Source organism: Aurantiacibacter hainanensis, from assembly GCF_036321025.1.
Lineage (GTDB): Bacteria > Pseudomonadota > Alphaproteobacteria > Sphingomonadales > Sphingomonadaceae > Alteraurantiacibacter > Alteraurantiacibacter hainanensis.
On the sequence record NZ_JAZAPB010000001.1, the window covers coordinates 407,060 to 426,644 of the forward strand.

Consider the following 19,585-nt stretch of genomic DNA (forward strand, 5'->3'; position numbering starts at 1 on the left):
CAACCAATCACCATCGGGAATTGTCAGCTATTCGAAGGCTTTCCGTCATACTCGATGGCGGCGGACGCTGCGCCGCTCATGATGAAGCCCACCGGGCGCTCGGCCTCTTCCGCCAGATGGCCGATCAGGCTGCCGGTGCGCGACAGCAGGCCGATGCCCTTCAAGGCCGCCAGCGGCCAGCCGATATCGAGTAGGATGGCCGGGATCGGTCCGTTGACGTTCACCGGCAGGTCCCGCCCGATCGTTTCCGGCAGGGCCGCCTGCAACGCCCGCACCATCGCCACGTGCTCCCCGCTCGCACCGCGCTCGTCCGCCAGCTCGAGCAGCCTGAGCGCGCGCGGATCGCCTTCGACATGCTGCCAGTGGCCGAAACCCGGCACGGCCTTCGTGTGCTGCCGCCAGCGTTCGATGTTGCGCACGGCCACCTGATCCACCGGATCGCCGGTCTCGCGCTGGTCCGCCACGCATTCGGCGTAGAACCTGCCGGCAATCTCCGCGCTGCCCAGCGCCACCGATCCGCATCCCAGGATGCCGGCGGCCACAGCGCCCTGCACCGCTTCGGGCGCGGCGGCCAATGTCATGCGCGCAGCAGCAACCGAGGGCACCATGCCGTGCTCCGCCAGCGCCACCAGCGTCGCGTTGAGGAAGAAGCTCTGGTTCTCGTCGGGCTCCTGCCCCGTCACCAGCAGCCAGAAATAGCTGGAGAAGTCGACCTTGCCGATCAGGTCCTCGCACAGGTCGCGCCCGCGCACGGTGATGGAAGTGGCGTCCGACGTGCAGATTGCCGAATAGCCTGTGTCCTGCTTGCTGGTGCGCAAAGCCTGTCTCCTGTTGCAGCCTGTGCGACCTGCCTATAGCCATGCCACGCTGACGCAAGGGAGAGATCGATTGGCCAGACCGCTCGAAGGCATACGCGTGCTCGACATGGGCACCTTCATCACCGGACCGGCGGCAGGCATGCTGCTGGCCGACCTGGGGGCGGAAGTCATCAAGGTGGAGATGCCCGAGACCGGCGATCCATTCCGGGCCTTCAAGGGCGACCTCTATTCGCCCCACTACCAGACCTACAATCGCAACAAGAAGAGCATCGAGCTCAACACCAAGGCCAACCCGGAGGACCTGGAGGCGCTGGACGAGCTGGTGAAGACCGCCGACGTCTTCATCCAGAATTTCCGCCCTGGCGTGGCCGAGCGGCTGCATGTTCATGCCGAGCGATTGCAGGGCATCAATCCGCGCCTCGTCTATGCCGATATCTCCGGCTTCGGGAACGACGGGCCGTGGAAGGATCGCCCGGCATTCGATACCGTCAGCCAGGCGGCCAGCGGTTTCCTGCGCCTGCTGGTGAACCCCGGCAATCCGCGCGTCGTGGGCCCTGCCATCGGCGACGCGGTGACCGGGTTCTACACCGCCTACGGCGTGCTCGCCGCGCTCTACGAGCGCGAGAAGACCGGCAGGGGCCGCAAGGTGGAGACGTCCATGTTCGAGGCCATGGCCCACTTCAATCTCGACGACTTCACGCACTATCTCAGCGTGGACGAGGTGATGGGACCGTGGAGCCGCCCGCACGTCTCGCAATCCTACGTCTTTCAATGTTCGGACGGTGGCTGGATCGCGCTGCACATGTCCTCTCCGCCCAAGTTCTGGGAGAACCTCGCCACGGCAGTCGGCCAGCCCGACATGCTGGAAAGGCCGGAGTTCGAAAGCCGCGAGGCGCGCATCGAGAACTACGAGAAGGTGATCGAATTCCTCGCTCCGCTCTTTGCGGAAAAGCCGCGCGATTACTGGGCCGATCGCTTGGCCGAATGCGAAGTGCCGCATTCTCCCGTCTTCAGTTCGAAGGAAGTGCTGGATGGCGACCTGGCGAAGCATCACCGGCTGGAAATCAGCGGCGAAGGCCAGCGCGGCACCTTCCGCACGATCCGCAATCCCATCCGTTTCGACGGCGAGATAGAGGACAGCGTCAGCCCGCCCCCCGAACTGGGTCAGCACAACAAGGATATTCTCGGGCGCTAAGCCGCATTTGCGACCTTCGCGCGGTTTGATACAGTCGAGAAAAGGGGCCCGAGAGTCGGCCCGGAGGGAGAGAAGAAATGGGCCACCTGCCAAATCGTCTGCACCATACCGCCTATGTCTCGAAGGATCTCGAGAAGACGCGACATTTCTACGAAGACATTCTCGGCTTTCCGCTTGTCGCGACCTGGTGCGAGCAGGAGGAGCTGTTTGGCAAGGAGCGCACCTATTGCCACTGTTTCTTCGGAATGGAAGACGGCAGCGCGCTGGCATTCTTCCAGTTCGCCCATGACGACGACCAGGCCGAATTCGGCCCCGAGCTCGCCGCAAGCCCGTTCCGCCACATCGCGCTGAACGTCGACGAGGAAGCGCAGGCCGAGATCGAGAAGCGCATTGCCGATGCGGGCATCGAACTGCCGCAGACCTACGTGCTGGAACACGGCTATTGCCGCAGCGTCTATGTCGTCGATCCGGACGGCATGATCGTGGAATTCTGCTGCGATGCCGAGCACGCCGACCAGATCAACGAGCTTCGCAAGAAGGATGCCCATTCGGAACTGAAGCGCTGGCTGGCGGGCGATCATTCGCCCAACAACGATGTGCGCCCGTCCGAGCTGGCGAAAGCCGGCTGATGCTGCTTCCCACATCGCTGGTCGGCTCCTATTCGCAGCCCGACTGGCTTATCGACCGGGCGAAGCTGGCAGGCCGCTTCCCGCCGCGCACGCGCGCCATGGAACTGTGGAAGGTGGAGCCGGACCTGCTTCAGCAGGCATGGGACGATGCCACCATCGTCGCCATCCGCGAGCAGGAGGCCGCCGGGCTCGACATCATCACCGATGGCGAGATGCGGCGAGAGAGCTATTCCAATCGCTTCGCCACGGCGCTGAACGGAATCGACATGGAGAACCACGGCACCGCGCTGGATCGCAGCGGGGAGCCGGTGCCGGTGCCGCGCGTGTCTGGTGCGATCAGCCGGAAGCACCCGGTGCAGGTGAACGACGTCAAATTCATGCGCCGCTTTACCGACAAGCCGATCAAGATCACCGTCCCCGGCCCCTTCACCATGAGCCAGCAGGCGCAGGACGATCACTATGGCGATCCCGAGGCCCTGGCACTGGCCTATGCCGCCGCGGTGAACGAGGAGATCAAGGACCTGCACGCCGCCGGCGCTGATGTGGTGCAGCTTGACGAGCCCTACATGCAGGCCCGCCCCGATGCCGCGCGCGCCTACGGCCTGAAAGCGCTGGCCCGCGCGCTGGAAGGCGTGGAAGGCACGACGGCCCTGCACATCTGTTTCGGCTACGCGGCGCTGATCCATGAGCGGCCCGAGGGCTATTCCTTCCTCCCCGAACTGGAAGGCTCCGCTGTCGACCAGATCAGCATCGAGACGGCGCAGCAGAACCTCGATTGCACGGTGCTGGAAAGCCTGCCGGACAAGACCATCATCCTGGGCGTGCTGGACCTGTCCACGCACGATGTGGAAACGCCCGAAACGGTTGCCCGGCGCATCCGCAAGGCCCTGCCCCATGTCGATGCGCAGCGCGTGATCGTGGCGCCCGACTGCGGCCTCAAATACCTGCCGCGCGATGTCGCCTTCGCCAAGATGAAGGCCATGGCCGATGGCGCTCGCATCGTGCGTGAGGAGCTTTCGTGAACGGCTTCGTCACGACGCACACGGGCAGCCTTCCTCGCCCAGAATACCTGCTGGACCTGATGTTCGCCCGCGAAGGCGGGGACAGCGTCGACCAGGCCGCGCTGGACGAGGCTATCGAGCGGGCGACGGCGGAGGTCGTGGCCCGGCAGAAGCAGGCGGGCATCGCCGTCATCAACGACGGCGAGATGTCGAAGCCGAGTTACGCCACCTACATCAAGCATCGGCTTTCTGGCTTTGGCGGAGAGGCCGGACAGTACGAGTTCCAGGACCTTGAGGACTTTCCCGGCGCGAAGGCGCAGGTGTTCGGCAACAAGGGCCGGGCCAAGCGCTCCGCCCCCGCGTGCACCGGCCCGATCGAGGTGATCGACATGGACGCGCCGCGAAAGGATGCCGAACGGCTGGTGCGGCTGGCCGATGGCCACGCCACCTTCATGTCGGCAGCCAGCCCCGGCGTAACCGCGCTGTTCTTCCCCAACCAGTACTACGCCAGCGACGAGGAATACGTTTTCGCCCTCGCCGAAGGGCTGCGGCATGAATACGAAACCATCGCCGCGGCGGGCATCGCCCTGCAGGTCGATTGCCCGGACCTCGCCATGGGCCGCCACGTGCAGTTCACCCAGCTATCGGACGAGGATTTCCGCAAGCGCATCGGCATGAACGTGGCGGCGCTCGACCACGCGCTGCAGAACATTCCGGCGGAGCAGTGCCGGATGCATCTTTGCTGGGGCAACTACCCCGGCCCGCACCACTGCGATGTGGACCTTGCGCTGATCGCCGACATCGTCTGGCAGGCAAAGCCGCAGACCGTTCTTCTCGAAGGCGCAAACCCGCGTCATGCGCACGAATTCGCCTATTTCGAGGCGAACCCGCTGCCCGACGACAAGGTGCTGTGCCCCGGCATGATCGAGCCGCAGAGCCCCTATATCGAGCATCCGAAGCTGATCGCCCAGCGCATCGGTCGCTATGCCGACCTGCTGGGGCGCGAGCGGGTGATGGCGGGTGTCGACTGCGGCTTCTCGGTCCATGCCGGCAGCAACAGCCTGGACCCCGAGATCGTCTGGGCGAAGCTGGCCGCGCTGGCGGAAGGCGCCGCCATCGCCAGCGAGAACTATTGGTAACCGCCGGTCAGTTGCCGCTGGCAAGCATGTCCAGCTTGTAGACCGTCATCGCCACGTTGCGCACGCCTTCGGGCGTTTCCCAAGGCTCGCCCGCGGGCGTCACCGCTCCCATGGCGCCGACGTAGAGCGTCTGCCGATCCGGACCGGCGAAGGACAAGGTTATCGAACGGCGCGGCACCGGGATCACGCCCAGCTTCGCCCCATCGGGCGCGAAAACGTACACGCCCGCATCGCCGGTGACGTAGAGACGACCCGCGGCATCGACCGCCATTCCATCGCCGCCAAAGCCTTCGGTGTCCTCGTCCAGCGTGGCAAAGACCCGCCCGTTCGAGGGATTGCCCTCGGCGTCCAGATCGAAGGCACGGATCGTGCGCATGTCTGTCACATAGAGCCGTGAGCCATCGGGGCTTGTCACCACCCCGTTGGTGAAGGCCTCCGGCTCGTACACCAGGGTGACGTTGCCCTGCCCGTCGATATGCCAGAGGTTCCCTTGCGTGACCCATGCCCCGCCCTGACCATCGGCATGAAGATCGTTGAGGCGACCGAGCGTGCTGCCGTCGGCCATGCCGTCTGCAATCACGCGGCGTTCGGGCCGCAGCTGCACCAGTGCACTGGGCCGGCTGCATTCCAGTTCATTCAGGCCGGGATCGGTGCAACCGCGCTCCACCGCCAGCAGGCTACCGTCGGGCGCAGAGGAAGCGGCCCCTGCGCCCAGTACATAGGGCACTTCCACGAAAGCCCGGCCGTTGGGCCAGAGCGACCAGACGGCATTGCTCTGTTCCTGCGCAAACAGCAGCCGGCCATCAGGCGCGGTAGTCATGCCGTCCGCCGTCATCGGGCCGGACCAGGCGATTTCCCACGTCGCGTCGCCGGCAACCACGTCTTCGATGGCGACGATGTCCACGGCTTCCTCGCCGGGAAGCAGGTCCTGCGCAGCGACGGAGACCGCCGTGGCCAGAGACAGGGCCGCAAGGCAGATAAGAGACCAGATCATTCCACCACCTCGTCCTCGATCGTGTTCACGCCGTTCTCGTCAACGCCCGTGCGATCGTTGTCCCAGTCGATCTCGATCATGCGGTCGAAGCCCTCGTCCCTGACCCAGCTGACCTGCGTCACGAACGGTTCGGTGAGGGTTACGGGATCGGTGATGGTGACATCGGACACGAGCCTGTCGCCTTCCATGCGGAGACGCTCGACATAGCGCGCCTCTTCCGAAAACGGTGGCGCGCCGTGGAAGTACTCGATGGGAGAACGCACCATGATCGTCTCGATCACCAGGGTGTCGCCTTCCCAGTGCCCCACCGAGGTGCCGCGCACCGTGGGCCACAGGTCGAATTCGTCTGGCATCTCGCGGTCGGTATAGACGAAGCGCACTTCGCTGTAGGCGTTCACGATCAGCACTTCCTCGGGCGTGATGGTGAACTGGATCGGCGTGGCCGCGTTCATCATCATCGGAAAGCCCCAGCCCGTCGCCTTGCGCCCGGCGTTGATGGCCCGCGCTTCCTCCAGGCGGCGTTGGCCCTCCTCGTTCCACGACGCGTTTGCTCCGCGCAGGTTCATGTAGTTGTCGGGAAATTCGCCCGTTTCGCGAGCTTCGAGAATGGATGGCGCGATACCTCCGATGGTGGTGCCCGCCTGTTCCTCGCTCACCCAGTAGCCCGGCCAGTAGGGCAGCTCGGCAAATTTCTCGACGCGTTCGGACTGGTCTTCATGATGGTCGGCCAGCGCAGGTGTCGCCGCCAGCGCGAGACCGAGGGCGGTTGTCGCCGCAAGAGCCCGCATCACTGGTTCGTCCCGATCTCGTTGCCCCGGGCATCGACGACATCCAGAACGACGCCGCCGGGCCGGCCGTTGCGCAGCGGGTAGGCGCGCACCGTGATCTCCGAACCCGGGCGAAGCGTGCGCGGGCGCCAGCCGCGTGCGTAGAGATACATGGGCGAACCCATCTCCATGCTCCATTCCACTTCGTTGCCGTCGCTATCGGTGGAAACCATCTGGATGTAGGCGTGGGGGTTCGACCACTGGAACTGCGTTACCGTGCCAGTCACGCTCACTTCGCGGGAGCTGTCGAACATGGACATGGAATGGTGCGCGGCGACCGTGCCTGCGCCGATGGGGACAAGAAGGGCCGCGGCAATAGCCGTTGCGATACGCATGATCCGAACTCCCGGTATTTATTTATCGTTTGTCGCCACGATAAGACCAAGTCGGACCAGGTATCAAACATCTTTGCAGAAAATTGCGTCCGCCGTCGCTGATCGGACGCTCCGGGCACGCTGCGAGCCCTAAAATCCGTGGATAGGTACTTGTCGGGAGTTCCAAGTCAGCTTCCAAATTGTGGAAGACTCGCTATGAAAGCTGCGATTGCTGACGAGGTGTGCCAAATTAGCGACGAAGATGCTTTACGCGTCGAGATTAGGCAGAATAAGGCGATTGCAGGGGTCCGCGTCACGAAGGAGAAGTGAGAGCGTTTCATGGCAGCGTCTCGCCAGCCGCTTATTGCTCAAATATTGAAAGATGAGCGCGGCTCCGTCCGGTGCACCATCAGGCTGTCTGCAGACGTCGCCAGTACGTCCGCCCAGTCACGCACGCTGATCCACGACCTGTCTGAAACCGGCCTGAAACTCACGAGCAATACGGAGTTCGAGATCGGCGAGTTGCTGACGGTCGAACTGCCCCTCGTGGGATCGGCGGAAGCCCGCATCGTCTGGAACAATGAGAATTCCTATGGAGCAGAATTCGTGAAACCCGTATCGAAGGGAACGGTGAGCGCCGCTCTTCTCAGCTCGCGTCCCTTCCTGCCCATCAGAAGCGATGAATCGGCCATCGAGGAGCTCGTGATCGGATTAAATCCGTCTCTCGATGAGCTTGCGGATTGGGCTTACGAGTTCGAGCAGACCAAGGGTGCCAGAGGCTACAGGCTGCTCGGCTTTCGCCAGTCGGACGATGGCATAATCAGCGCGTGGTGCTCGCCAGCGAGCAGCTAGCCTGCCTGGTCGGAATGCACGGCTAGAGAACCGCCGACGCGAACGGACCTGACCCTATCTTGCGATGGCGGTGCCCGCGTGGCTTTCCGACTTCACCCGGTCCGCCTCGTTGGCGGCGATCATATCCGGCTGATTGAGCTCGATACCGTTGTTGACCGCCCAGATTGCCGCTTGCGTGCGGTTCTGGGCGCCGAGCTTGCGCAAGATCGCCTTCACATGGACCTTCACGGTCGCCTCGCTGATGTCGAGATGACCCGCGATGACCTTGTTGGGTGACCCCAGGATAAGATACCGCAGCGTCTCGATCTCGCGTTCGGAAAGCTGGGCGATCGCCTCGCGTTCGGGCATGGAAGGCAGCACCCTGCCCGTCCAGCGCGCGGGAAAACCGCTGGCAAGCTCGCTCGGCATTACCTTCTCGCCAAGATGCACGAGCTTGAGCGAACCGATCAACGCTTCGCAGTCGATCCGCTTGACGATGTAGGCGTCGACGCCCGCCTTGAAGGCTTCGAACATCATGTCGAAGTTGAAGTCGTCGGTGAGGACGACCACTTTCGCATCCGGCAAGGCGCGCTGACACGCTTCTACCTCGGCGACGTCGCACTGGTCGGTGCCGTTATCGATGATCACGATCGAGGGCCTTGCGCGGCGCTCCTGGGAATTGGCCAAGCCTCGGCTCGACGCATGCGATTCCACGACAGTGAGTTCGTCACCTTCGAGGATCCGTCGCAATCCTTCTCGTGCGAGCGTGTTGTCGCTCACGATAGCAACAGAGACGGGCGAGCTGTTAACCATTTTAAGTTACCCCCTTGAGTGGTTCGCCTGCGACCCGAATGAAACGCGCCGTTAGTCGACCGGGCTCCTACCTCGCCCGCTTCGCCTAAAGACCGTCCCAATCCTTATCTCTTGTTATGTGCTCATAATAACCAAAGGGGGGACGATTCGTCGAGTCCTAAAGCTGGACGATCAGAGGGTGTGTCATTTTGTGACTATTCTGGGTTACTAGCAAATTTCCCTTAGAAGCATGAATCCTTCCGCTGATGGTAGGTAAACGGTCGACCCTCTTACGGTCGCGAGCGCCTCGATTGTCTTAAGCGAACGCTCATCGGGGAAAGGCTTTACCTGACTGGCGAAGCAGGAAAAGGCTTCCAGCTTCCGTTCGATGGTCTCGCTGATGTCGAAATAGACGTTCGGCGCGAAGATCTCCGTCAGCCCCGGTGCGGCCCAGTTCGTTTCCGAAAGAGTCTCGTAGGCATAGATCCTGCGTGGGACATCGGCACTTCTCGGCCGCGCGGCGACCAGGCCCGCGGTGAAGATCAGCTGGTGATCGCGGTGAATGTCGCCAAGGAACGGCAGGAAGAGGGTATCGGGCGCAATCGTCTGAACCAATCCGCCGATCGCCGCATTGAGCTCAGCTCCGGGCAAGGTATCGAGAGCCGCCGCGGGCAGATCGAGGAAATGGCATTGCGTCACGCCGAGAACCTTGTGCGCTTCCGCCAGTTCCGAACGTACCTTCGCAACGCCTTCCTCGGAAAAGGCCGGTTCGTAGCCCCGTGTCACGATGGCGACGTTAACTTCCTGCCCGCTGTCGGCAAGGCGAGCCATGGTTCCGCCGCATCCCAGGACTTCGTCATCGGGATGCGGAGCTACGATGAGCGTCTTTCCCAGGTGAGCGAGATTGTTCTTCATTATCGTCCCAATACTTCATGATTGCGGATCGAGGTAATCCCCTCCCCTTCCCACTCCTCGACGCGGAGCAACCCGGCTCCTGTCAGGACATCGAACCCGTCGCCTTTCACGTCCACGATCTGACCGGCGATCCCGTGATAGGCGTGGTGATCGACGAAATTCGCGCGCCAGATCCCTAGCTGTTTTCCGGAATAGGTGGTAAATGCCCCGGGGTATGGCCGGCCAACCGCTCGGATCAGTCGGTCGACCTCCCGTGCGGGAGCGGTCCAGTCGATCCTCCCGTCCTCCGGCCGGCGCCTGGCAGCATAGGTGGCGCATGCCTCGTCCTGCTTCGTGAACACAGGCTCTCCCGCGGCAAGCGAGGCAAGGGCGGCCCGGATCATCGATTCCAGTGCCAGCATGTGCTTGTCGTAGAGGGTGCGCGCGGTCTCGCGCGGGGCGACATGAAAGAAGCGTTGCTCCAGAATGTCGCCCGTATCGACACCGTCATCCACCAGGAACAGGCTGCCGCCGGTGATCTTCTCGTCGTTCAGGATGGTCCAGGGCAAGGTCGCCCGCCCCCTCAGGCGAGGCAGGGCAGCGGGGTGGTAACCGATCATCCGCCCGGGCGCGAGCTGCATGAACTCGGGCCCGCAGATCTGCGACCAGCCGACAATGAAGATGTATTCCGGAGATGCATCGCGAATGGCCGCGATCGAATCCGCATCGTTGACATTCCGCACGCGCAGGACCGGGATATCGTGCTCCGTGGCCGTGGGCTCGAGGTCGACGAAATCCGAATGCCGTTTCGACAGGTCCTCGGTCAAGGTGACGACCAGCGAAGGCGGTACGCCTTCGGCAATCATCGCGCGAAGCGCACGCAACGATCCCTCCACCGCTCCGACGAGTGCGATCTTCATTGGCCTATTTCGCCCCCTGGAAAGCGCCTGGCCGGCCGGGCGGTGTGGTCACGGACCGGTCAGGGATATCGGCGCTCGCCCTGCCATTCCCCAGAAGCTCCATCTCCTTCATCAGAAGCGCATTGACCTTCCTGACATCGTAGACCTCTTCCGCCAGTCCTCGCGATCGGTCGCTCATCTGCTTAACGAGACCCGGTTCCGTAACCAGATTCTCCATCGCCCGTGCGAGGTTCTTCGCATCGCGGGGAGCCACCAGAAAGCCGTTTACCCCATCGGTCACGGCATCGCGGCAGCCGGGGGTGTCGGTGGTGACCACGGCGCGGCCAACCGCAAGCGCCTCGAGAATGGTTCGCGGCAGGCCTTCGCGGTAATAGGTCGGGAGAACGAACACGTGGCAGCTTGCGAGGAAAGCCGGCACGTCGTCGGTCTCGGGTATCACTTCGACAGGCGATTCCCTTTCCAGCCGCAAAATGTCGGCCTCGTTCAGCCCGGTGGGGTTGCTTGGCTCGGGTCGACCGATGAGGCTGAAGCGGACGCCTTCGTGCCGCGATGAAATATCGGCCGCAGCCTCGGCAAACTCCCACACTCCCTTGTCTCGCATGAGCCGCCCGATCATCAGGAAGTGGATCGGACCTTCCGGCAGCGGAGCGTGCTGAAACCGGTCGAGATCGACGCCCGAGCCAGGCACTTCGACGACGGGCGAAGACCTGTCGACGATATTGGCCGTGATCATGTCGGGACGATCGTCGGAATTGAAGACGAAGATCCTCTTCGCGCCCTTCAGGCCAGCGCGGTACAACTGGCAGAACAGGCGCTTGAGCATCCGCCGGTCCGATGCGGCCTCGCTGAACAGGTAGCCGAGGCCGGACATGAGCGCGTAATACCGCTTCACGCCGACGATGCGGCAGGCAATGCCCCCGTAGATGATCGGCTTCTGCGTGTAGGCGACCACCGCGTCCGGCCGTTCTTCGCGGAGCAGCTTCACGTAGTCCCGGATGGTGCGCAGATCGGACAACACGTTCGTGCCTGTCCTAGCCATCGAGACGGTTCTGAAGCCGACGCCGATTTCCTCGAGCCTGGCACGAACTCTCCGGTCCTCGTCAGGCGCGACCGCGACCACTTCGTGCCCCGCGTTCCGCATTTCCTCGAGCAATTTCCCGCGAAAATTGATCAGGGAAAAGGCCAGGCTGGAAAGCACCAGAACTTTCAATGCTGTGCTCCTGTCGAACGCGTTGAACTACGGCACCTTCCCTGCCCGGTTCGGCAGCGAAAGGAAAACCGTATTCGGTCTGATCGGCGAAAGATCAGTTGCTTCAAGTTTGAAGGATAGGGGAGCTTTCGGGAGAAGGCAGCACCCTCTTCCGAGAGCGTGAACCCTATCCCTTTGGTGCAATCACCATCTCCTGTGGGGGAGAGATACTGATCCGCAGGCCCTTATGGCTGATGCTACGATGCGCAAGTGCAGACGCGCCCGGGAGCGGGTAATCGGAGTATCGAGAAGATCCCAGAGTTTTGTTTGGCAAGGGGAAAGGCCAACACATGGCGCAAACTAAGACAGGCTACACAGAGCTTGCCGAAAACGATGCAAACGAAGTGTCCGACAACTTCGTCGATGACAGCGCCGGTCGGCTGACTCGTCTATCGCGTTACTTTGCCTCGCGCTTTGGCATGGCTTCGGCATTTCGCTGGAAGAAGATCATTCGCCTCGTCGGCGTGATGACCCTCGATTTTGCCGCCATCAGCGGTGCTCTCCTGCTGATCATGCCGCTTCTCCAGGATCGCATCGAGACCCAGGTCGAATTCCTCACCCTCCCGCTCTTCGCGGTCGCGGGCAGTGCGGTCGCCGTTCTCATCCTGCTTGTCAGCGGTCTCTACAAGCGCAACTGGCGGTTCACCTCGCTCGCCGACTGCCTTGTCCTGGCGATGAACATCGCCGTGGTCATCGGGCTTCTGTGGACCGCAATCTGGCTGGTCTTCGAGCCGGTGAACCTCGGCCAGTTCCTCATCCTGGCGACGCTCCATTTCTGTCTTTCGCTGTTGATCATGCAACTGATGCGCATGTCCCGGCGCGCCGTCGTCCGCCTTCCGTTCTTCAACTTCAAGCGGGATGCGTCGTCGCCTGACCTGACGAACAAGGAGAAGGTCGTTCTGGTCGGCCGGGCCGACTGGGTGGATTCCATGATCCGCATCACCCGGATGGACCGGAACTCGCCCATTCACGTGGTCGGCATCCTCCTGCCCGAGGCAGATGGGCCGATCTCGCTGGTCCGCGGAGTTCCGGTTCTCGGCTTCCCGGAAAATCTGCTATCCGCAGTCGTCACGCTGGAAGAGCGCGGCCGGCGACCGGACACGATCATCATGTGCGACGATGCGATCAACCTCAGCCCGCGCGCCGTCGCATCGATAACGCGCCGCACACGCGACCTCGGAATCGAGATCGTGCGCGTCGGAGACGACTGGGGGCACCTGCTCGGTCGCAAGAGCCCGGCAGCGCTGGACAAGCTCTCTACGACCGATCTTCTCGGAAGGCGCGAATTCGAGCTGCGGGAAGCGACGATTTCCAAGCAGGTCGCTGGCGAAACGATCCTCGTGACGGGTGCCGGCGGCACCATCGGTGGAGAACTGGCCAGGCAGCTGGCGGCGTTCAAGCCGGCCAAGCTCGTCCTTCTCGATCACAGCGAATTCAATCTCTACACTATCGAGCGACAGGTGCGCGAAGCCTTCCCCGAACTGCCGCTTGGCGTTTCGCTGTGCGACGTAAGGAATTTCGCGGAAGTCAGGCGCGTGTTCGAGAGCTTCAAGCCCGCGATCGTCTATCATGCGGCGGCGATCAAGCACGTGCCGATTGCCGAGGCCAATCCTTGCGCCGGTGCCCATACCAATATCATCGGGACTAAGAACGTTGCCGATGCCGTCTGCGAATTCGGTGCCCGCGCGATGGTGCAGGTCAGCACAGACAAGGCCGTGAACCCGGTCGGGATCATGGGGGCGAGCAAGCGTGTGGGAGAACTCTATGCCCAGTCGCTCGACCTGTGCGGCGTGGACGATCCCGATGCCCCGCGCTTCATGACGACGCGGTTCGGAAACGTCCTGGGATCTTCGGGTTCGGTCGTGCCCCTGTTCAAGAGCCAGTTGCTCGCCGGCGGGCCGCTGACGGTGACCCATCCCGATATCAAGCGCTTCTTCATGACGGTGCGCGAAGCGGTGCAGCTGATCCTGCAGAGCAGTTCGCACGCCCTCGAGGACGGCACACCGCGCGGACGGATCATGGTGCTCGACATGGGCGAGCCGGTGAAGATCGTGGATCTGGCAAAGCGGATGATCAGGCTTCACGGGATGGAGCCCGATGTCGATATCGAGATCAAGTTCACGGGCCTTCGTCCCGGCGAGAAGCTGTTCGAGGAACTGTTCGACAGTTGCGAGATACAGCAGGCGTCCTCGATCCCGGGCATCTTCGAAGCCCAGTCGCACCCCATTCCGCTGCCGCTCATCACCCGCGCAATCGAGCAGATCGGCCGGGAAATCGAGAAGGGCAACGACGGCGACGTGCGGCGCATCACCTATCACCTCACGACCCTGCCCAGCAGCTCCCCCACCCTTGCCGGGTTTGTCGCCAACTCGAAGACCTTCTGGGGGCGCAAGTCGCTGAACGTCGGGGAGGCCAATTGATGGCGCATCGGACCGGAATGGCCCGGGAACTGGAACCCGACTTGCCGATGGTGACGACGTCCCGTTGGCCCCGGCACGAGGCCGACGAAATCGATGCCGTCCTCGAGGTGCTGGAGTCGGGGAAGGTCAACGCCCTTGTTCACGGTTTCGAGAACCGCGCGTTCGAGGAAGAATTCGCACGCTACGTCGGCGTGCCCCATGCCATAGCCGTCAGCAACGGCACCGTTTCCATCGAACTTGCGCTGCGTGCTCTGGGCGTTGGCCCCGGCGATGAAGTCATCGTCCCGGCGCGCAGTTTCTTCGCCACGACCAGCGCGGTCGTGGCCGTGGGCGCCCTGCCGGTGTTCGCAGACATCGAGGCGGATACCCAGAACATCGATCCAGGCTCTGTCGAGCGCCTCCTTGGCAAAAACACGCGGGCGATCATTTGCGTCCATCTCGCCGGACAGCCTTGCGACATGAGCCGCCTATGCGAGATCGCTTCAGCGCATGACCTGTTCCTTGTCGAGGACTGCGCGCAGGCCCACGGCGCGACGTGGAATGGACAACAGGTCGGATCGTTCGGCGATGCGGGAAGCTTCTCGTTCTGCACCGACAAGATCATGTCGACCGGGGGCGAAGGCGGCATGCTGGTGATGCGCGACGAAGGCATCTGGCGTGCGGCCTGGGCCTACAAGGATCACGGCAAGGACCCGATCCGCATGCGGACACCGTCAAACGCGGCGCCCGGCGAATTCCGATACCTCCACGACGGCTTCGGCAGCAACTTCCGGATGACCGAGATGCAGGCCGCCATCGGACGAAAGCAGCTGGCGAAACTGGACACCTGGCTCGCGCGCCGCCGCGAGAATGCCGAGGCATTGCTGGCCGAAGCCTGCAAGAGCCCCGCCGTACGACCGATGCAGCTGCCCGACGCGGCGAGCCACGCCTACTACAAGGCCTATGTCCGCCTCGACCTCGACCGGCTTTCCGCCGACTCTTCGCGGTCGGACATTATCGGTGCGCTGATGGACGAAGGCATCACCTGCGGCAGCGGATCATGCCCTGACATGAGCCGGGAGGCGGCCTTCGCCGATCTGGAGGTAAGGCGTGACGGCGACCTTCCGAACGCCCGCCGGCTGGAAAGCGAAACGGTCATGTTCCAGGTCGATCATACGCTCTCGCCAGAGCAGACGGCCCACATCGGGCGCCGTCTCGCTGAAGTCGCGGACCGGCATTCGGCAGTACGATGACGGGAAAGCCGGGCCTTGATTTCATGATCCGGCCGGACACCGGTGCAAAGGATTTTGTCTACTTGCGCTTAACAGAAACCTGCTAGACCTTGTAATTGAATTAGCCTTTTATGGTGACTTGTGAATGGATAAGATCCCGGGGGGAACTTTCGAGCTGGCGACGATCGGACACTGCACTGGCTTCTGATCAAAGGACGAGTTGCAAAGAGAGGGGTTACGCATGACCAGGTTTCACAGAGGAATTCACATCCTTGCGGCGGCGACTTGCCTCGCGCTCACGGCGGGATGTTCGACCGGACTGGGCAATCTTCCGCCGCTGGAAAGCGTCGGAGTCTCCGAGGTCAGGCTGGCACCCGGGGACAAGGTTCGCATCGCGGTGCAGGATCTCGATTCCATGACGGGCGACTACATCGTCGACGAAACGGGTTCCATCCCGCTGCCGCTGATCGATCAGGTGGCAGTCGCCGGAATGACCTATACCGAAATGCAGAGCGCGATTGCCGCGCGGCTGGTGGAGGAAAGCGTCCTGAACGATCCGAACGTGACCGTTCAGCCGCTAGAACTTCGACCGATCTACATCATGGGGGAAGTCCGCCAGCCGGGCGAATACGCCTATCGCCAGGGCCTGACCGTTTTCGCCGCCATCTCGATGGCCGGCGGGTACACCTACCGTGCCTCGACCGACGAGGTTGCAGTCACCCGTATGGTTGGCGACAGGCCCACGACCGCTGTTGCCACCGAGGATAGCGTGATCCTGCCGGGCGACCGCATCCGTGTTTACGAGCGCTGGTTCTGATGCGCTTTACGATTGGCCGACAGAAGGTCGGCGTAGCTTTCGCGCTGGGACTGCTCGTTTCTTCGACGAGCGCGCTTGCCCAGACCACTCTCGCCCCGTTGATCCAGGGGGATGATGCCGAATACGATATCGAACCGATAACGGTCGGTCCGGTGCGCGTAAGGCCGCAGGTGCTGGCCAGCGTGGCCTATGACAACAACGTCTTCGCCAATCCCGATGGCTCGGAAGTGGAGGACGTGGAGTTCATAGTCCGGCCCGAACTGAACGCTCAGACGGGTAACGACAACATCCGGTTCGACCTTGACGCATACGGCGAATTCTCTCGCTTCGCCGATCTCAGCTCCGAGAATTCCAATTCCTACGGAGCCAGCGGCAGGTTCACCTACGGGCCCAGCGCGACCGACCAGTTGACGGTCGATGGCGGCTACGCCCGCCTGGTGGAGGATCGCGGCGACCCGGAAGCACGTGACCTGATCGCCCCAGGACCGCGCCTCATCGACACCACTTTTGCGAATGTGGGCTACAGCCGGGCCGGAGGCCGCACCCTGCTGTCCGTGACCGCCGGTTACAGGAACCTCGATGCCGTGTCGCCCCTCGATGACGATCGCGATTTCGAGACCTTTACCGGCTCGGCGACGGTCGGATACCGGGTCAGCGGCCCCGTATACGCAACGGTGACCGGCTTTGTCGCCGCGAGGGACTTCCGGCTGGAAGACACCCTCCCGGGTCTTGACCGCGACTCGGCGACCTATGGTGCGCAGCTCGGCGTCAGCTTCGTCGAAAGCGAACGGCTGAGAGGGCGAGCCCGTCTGGGCTTCTTCCGCTTCGATCCGAGCGATCCCATGGTGGACTCGCGCACCGGCCTCTCGGCAGACGTCTCGGTAATCTACCTTCCGACCCGCAGGATCGCGGTTATCCTGGATGCGTTCAACGGCGATGTCGCAACATTTCGTGGCGGCGCCCAGGCCCGTACGGATACTCGCGTGTCGGTTACCGGGCAGTTCGAGATCAGGAACAACCTCTATGGCCGCACGGGCATAGGATGGTCGCGCAATCGCTTCATCGGCAGCGGTATCGAGGAAAGAACCATCGCCTCGAATATCGCCCTGGAATTCCTGGCCCGCCGTCGCCTGTCGTTCATCGCCATGCTCGAAGCGGCCGACCGGTCGAGCGATGACCCGACCCAGGAGTTCGACAAGTTCCGGGCCAGCCTGGGGGCGCTCCTCCGCTTCTAGAAGGGCGCTTTCGCCTTACTTCAGAAGTTCGGTGTACACCCGCCTGATCGTCTCCGCGTGGCGCGCTTCGCTGAAGCGCTCACGCGCCGAGATCGAGGCGTGTTCGACCATCTTCCGCGTCGCAGCCGGATCGTCGACGACGGCTTCGACGCCGTCGGCAAGGGCGGCTGCGTTCTCCGCCTCGACCAGCAATCCGCATTCGCCGGCCAATGCCTCCACGTTGCCGCCTGAGCGGGTCGCGACGACCGGTGTTCCGACCAGCATCGCCTCGACAAGCGTCCGGCCGAGCGGCTCGCTTACGGCTGGCACGACCAGTTGGTCACATCCTGCGATCCACTCGTGTCCCGGAGACTGGAACCCCATCAGCCGGACCGCGTCTTCCATCCCCTTGTCGCTGATGTGTTTCCGCAATCTCCGATCCCATTCGGGTATCTTCGCTTCGCCGAACATCAGGCCGTAGATCGGCCTGTCATGGCGGGATCGTAGCTCGGCGATGACGTCCACGAACAGCAACGGCCGTTTGCGCGGAACGAAGCTTCCGAAATAGCCCAGCACCAGCGCGTTTTCGGGAAGGCCAGCCTGGTCGAGGATGCGCCGACGCGCTTCGCCGCGATCCGCCTGGATGGACGTATCGAAGGGGCTGAAGACCACCTCGGCCTTGTCGGCCGCGCTCCAAATCTGCTTCTTGGGTAGGGAGAACTGCGAGACGGTGAGGACCTTGCTGGCGGCGAGCGGCGCCAGCAATCGCAGGCCGAGAGCGTCGGGATCGGCGCGGTGGTGCCACAGGAAGCGAGCCCCCGCCAGACGTGCAGCCAGGGCCCAGACCGCGTGGGTCCGTCCGTCGTTCGAATGCACGATGTCCACCCCTTGCTCGCGCAGAAAGCGTGCCCGAGCCGGAATGCCGGAGAACGTGCTGAAGAACTTGGCCGAATTGAACTTTTCGCCTGGCGTGAAAGGCACTGCCCTTCTGGCGGGGTCTGCGATCTGCTCAAACCCGGAAAAATGTGTCGCGATCTTGCCGTTCGGAACCTCGGGAACGATGAGAACGCGGTATCGCGCGGGATCGAGGTTGTTCAGCAGTCCGCGAAGGGAGAAGTGACTGCCCCCGATGCCGTCACCGGCGAAGGGGTAACAGATCGTGATCTGCGGGGATCGGGTCGCGCCCCGACCGGCAGACGGAAAGGTCTCGACAACGCTCATTCGGCGCCCGCCCCGCGAAGGAAGGCGTTGGTGATCGCGGGCAGCCTCATGTCAGCTCCTTGGGGATACGACTATCGCGTTCGCGCTCGCTCGTGCCCTGGCGAGGCGGGGATCCAAAATATCCGTATTTCGCAAGAAGCGGCGCCGCGAGCGCCGAAAACACGGTCTGGTCCGAGCGCGGCATCTGGGAGGTCCACCCGATATCCCTGCGCAACCTGATTTCGTTCTGCATGCGGCTGCGGTTCCCCGCGATCTGATGCTGGGGCTTGATCAGGTCCGCACCGTAGGGCGGCTGTACGTATTCCTCGCCCGCGAAATCGAGGATGGACTTCACCTTCCCTCCCGGATCGGCGACGAAGTCCTCGTAACGAACCCGCATGCTACGCTCCCGCGGAAGGCGCAGTCGCACGATCTCCGCCCCGATATTGACCGTGAACCAGCGCACGGCGGCCTGCCAGAGCGGCTTGGGCTTCACCTCTTTCTGCAGACCGGCATCCACGGCCCGCTTGTAGGGCTTCATCATGGACCAGGCCACGCCCCGCCCGTCACGCACCACGTGGACTACATAGAGCTCGATCCCAGGGACAGACATGAGCGCGGAAGCGCGCCCGGGCAATTTCGAGGAATCGACGATCACCGTGTCACCGGAAGCCTCGGCGATCTCCCGGAACAATGCGGCCGTCTCCTCGCGGTAGGCCCGCGCTTCCCGACCAGCGCCGAAGCGCCACAGAAGACGTCGGGGATCGAACAGCCACTCCGATCGCGCCAGGCGCTTGCCATAGGCATCCATCGCGCCCGACTTCCTGCCTTCGAGCCAGGAATTCACCACCCGGCCCCAAAAGCCGCATTCGTCCGCCTTTTCCCGGCAGGCGCAGAACTCGCGCTCTTTCCAGACGTGGCGAGCAAGCGCCGTGATCTCGCCCGCACCGAAAACTCCGGGCTGCTGGCCAAGCGCAATATCCAACAGTGTCGTCCCGCTGCGACCGTAGCCAGCGATATAGATGACTTTCAGTTTTCCTTGCGGCACAGCAATACTCCGCTTTCACCAAATCAAGTATTTCCCACCCGCAGCGTGTTCCATCAAGGTATCATTGGTATA

General features: G+C 62.9%; 19 protein-coding genes. 9 read left to right on the forward strand and 10 right to left on the reverse strand.

What is annotated here, in order from left to right; all coding sequences use genetic code 11:
- Window positions 1-23 precede the first annotated feature (23 nt).
- Complete coding sequence (locus AAA989_RS02025; protein WP_338240804.1) at window positions 24-818, reverse strand: citryl-CoA lyase; 795 nt, start codon at window positions 816-818, stop codon at window positions 24-26.
- A 70-nt stretch (window positions 819-888) separates the two neighbouring features.
- Here AAA989_RS02025 and AAA989_RS02030 point away from each other — a divergent pair, with 70 nt between their 5' ends.
- From AAA989_RS02030 to AAA989_RS02045, 4 genes are all read left to right on the forward strand, one after another.
- The gene (locus tag AAA989_RS02030; protein WP_338240805.1) at window positions 889-2,013 is read left to right on the forward strand and encodes a CaiB/BaiF CoA transferase family protein; all 1,125 of its coding nucleotides are present in this window, start codon (window positions 889-891) and stop codon (window positions 2,011-2,013) included.
- 77 nt (window positions 2,014-2,090) lie between these two features.
- A complete protein-coding gene (locus tag AAA989_RS02035) occupies window positions 2,091-2,642 on the forward strand; it encodes a VOC family protein (protein WP_338240807.1) in 552 nt (183 codons plus the stop codon).
- Window positions 2,642-3,664 carry a 5-methyltetrahydropteroyltriglutamate--homocysteine methyltransferase gene (locus AAA989_RS02040; RefSeq protein ID WP_338240808.1) on the forward strand — a complete coding sequence of 341 codons (1,023 nt, stop codon included), beginning with the start codon at window positions 2,642-2,644 and terminating at the stop codon, window positions 3,662-3,664. Before AAA989_RS02035 ends, AAA989_RS02040 begins: the two co-directional genes overlap by 1 nt.
- Complete coding sequence (locus tag AAA989_RS02045) at window positions 3,661-4,782, forward strand: cobalamin-independent methionine synthase II family protein (protein ID WP_338240810.1); 1,122 nt, start codon at window positions 3,661-3,663, stop codon at window positions 4,780-4,782. Before AAA989_RS02040 ends, AAA989_RS02045 begins: the two co-directional genes overlap by 4 nt.
- Before the next feature lie 7 nt (window positions 4,783-4,789).
- Here AAA989_RS02045 and AAA989_RS02050 read toward each other — a convergent pair whose 3' ends face one another.
- From AAA989_RS02050 to AAA989_RS02060, 3 genes are read right to left on the reverse strand one after another with little or no spacing between them, the layout of a single operon-like run.
- The gene (locus AAA989_RS02050; protein ID WP_338240812.1) at window positions 4,790-5,776 is read right to left on the reverse strand and encodes an SMP-30/gluconolactonase/LRE family protein; all 987 of its coding nucleotides are present in this window, start codon (window positions 5,774-5,776) and stop codon (window positions 4,790-4,792) included.
- On the reverse strand, window positions 5,773-6,564 hold the full coding sequence (locus tag AAA989_RS02055) for a hypothetical protein (protein ID WP_338240814.1): 792 nt from the start codon (window positions 6,562-6,564) through the stop codon (window positions 5,773-5,775). The genes AAA989_RS02050 and AAA989_RS02055 overlap by 4 nt, the downstream gene beginning before the upstream one ends.
- Window positions 6,564-6,938, reverse strand: coding sequence for a DUF6152 family protein (locus AAA989_RS02060; protein ID WP_338240816.1), 375 nt, complete (start codon window positions 6,936-6,938; stop codon window positions 6,564-6,566). Before AAA989_RS02060 ends, AAA989_RS02055 begins: the two co-directional genes overlap by 1 nt.
- 318 nt (window positions 6,939-7,256) lie before the next feature.
- Between AAA989_RS02060 and AAA989_RS02065 the strand changes: the two genes are divergently transcribed.
- A complete protein-coding gene (locus tag AAA989_RS02065) occupies window positions 7,257-7,769 on the forward strand; it encodes a PilZ domain-containing protein (protein WP_338240818.1) in 513 nt (170 codons plus the stop codon).
- A gap of 54 nt (window positions 7,770-7,823) precedes the next feature.
- Here AAA989_RS02065 and AAA989_RS02070 read toward each other — a convergent pair whose 3' ends face one another.
- The 4 genes from AAA989_RS02070 to AAA989_RS02085 form a co-directional block, all read right to left on the reverse strand.
- Window positions 7,824-8,528, reverse strand: coding sequence for a LuxR C-terminal-related transcriptional regulator (locus AAA989_RS02070; protein WP_338240819.1), 705 nt, complete (start codon window positions 8,526-8,528; stop codon window positions 7,824-7,826).
- Window positions 8,529-8,768: 240 nt separating this feature from the next.
- Window positions 8,769-9,455, reverse strand: coding sequence for a PIG-L deacetylase family protein (locus AAA989_RS02075; RefSeq protein ID WP_338240821.1), 687 nt, complete (start codon window positions 9,453-9,455; stop codon window positions 8,769-8,771).
- The gene (locus AAA989_RS02080; RefSeq protein ID WP_338240823.1) at window positions 9,455-10,354 is read right to left on the reverse strand and encodes a methionyl-tRNA formyltransferase; all 900 of its coding nucleotides are present in this window, start codon (window positions 10,352-10,354) and stop codon (window positions 9,455-9,457) included. Before AAA989_RS02080 ends, AAA989_RS02075 begins: the two co-directional genes overlap by 1 nt.
- Before the next feature lie 4 nt (window positions 10,355-10,358).
- Window positions 10,359-11,564: a glycosyltransferase family 4 protein gene (locus AAA989_RS02085; protein ID WP_338240824.1), complete on the reverse strand. Its 1,206-nt coding sequence runs from the start codon at window positions 11,562-11,564 to the stop codon at window positions 10,359-10,361.
- A gap of 329 nt (window positions 11,565-11,893) precedes the next feature.
- On the opposite strand from AAA989_RS02085, the gene AAA989_RS02090 reads away from it, so the two are divergent.
- The 4 genes from AAA989_RS02090 to AAA989_RS02105 all read left to right on the forward strand — a co-directional run bounded on the left by AAA989_RS02090 (window position 11,894) and on the right by AAA989_RS02105 (window position 17,286).
- Window positions 11,894-14,023 carry a polysaccharide biosynthesis protein gene (locus AAA989_RS02090; RefSeq protein WP_338240826.1) on the forward strand — a complete coding sequence of 710 codons (2,130 nt, stop codon included), beginning with the start codon at window positions 11,894-11,896 and terminating at the stop codon, window positions 14,021-14,023.
- Complete coding sequence (locus AAA989_RS02095; RefSeq protein WP_338240827.1) at window positions 14,023-15,255, forward strand: DegT/DnrJ/EryC1/StrS family aminotransferase; 1,233 nt, start codon at window positions 14,023-14,025, stop codon at window positions 15,253-15,255. The genes AAA989_RS02090 and AAA989_RS02095 overlap by 1 nt, the downstream gene beginning before the upstream one ends.
- Window positions 15,256-15,475: 220 nt before the next feature.
- Window positions 15,476-16,051: a polysaccharide biosynthesis/export family protein gene (locus tag AAA989_RS02100; protein WP_338240828.1), complete on the forward strand. Its 576-nt coding sequence runs from the start codon at window positions 15,476-15,478 to the stop codon at window positions 16,049-16,051.
- Window positions 16,052-16,149: 98 nt separating this feature from the next.
- Window positions 16,150-17,286 (forward strand): outer membrane beta-barrel protein, encoded by a 1,137-nt coding sequence (locus AAA989_RS02105; protein ID WP_338240830.1) that lies wholly within the window; start codon window positions 16,150-16,152, stop codon window positions 17,284-17,286.
- Window positions 17,287-17,301: 15 nt separating this feature from the next.
- On the opposite strand, the gene AAA989_RS02110 is transcribed toward AAA989_RS02105, so the two are convergent.
- Both AAA989_RS02110 and AAA989_RS02115 read right to left on the reverse strand, forming a co-directional pair.
- Window positions 17,302-18,486, reverse strand: a complete 1,185-nt coding sequence (locus AAA989_RS02110; protein WP_338240831.1) for a glycosyltransferase family 4 protein — start codon at window positions 18,484-18,486, stop codon at window positions 17,302-17,304.
- A gap of 46 nt (window positions 18,487-18,532) precedes the next feature.
- The gene (locus AAA989_RS02115) at window positions 18,533-19,513 is read right to left on the reverse strand and encodes a sulfotransferase family protein (protein ID WP_338240833.1); all 981 of its coding nucleotides are present in this window, start codon (window positions 19,511-19,513) and stop codon (window positions 18,533-18,535) included.
- Window positions 19,514-19,585: the final 72 nt, after the last annotated feature.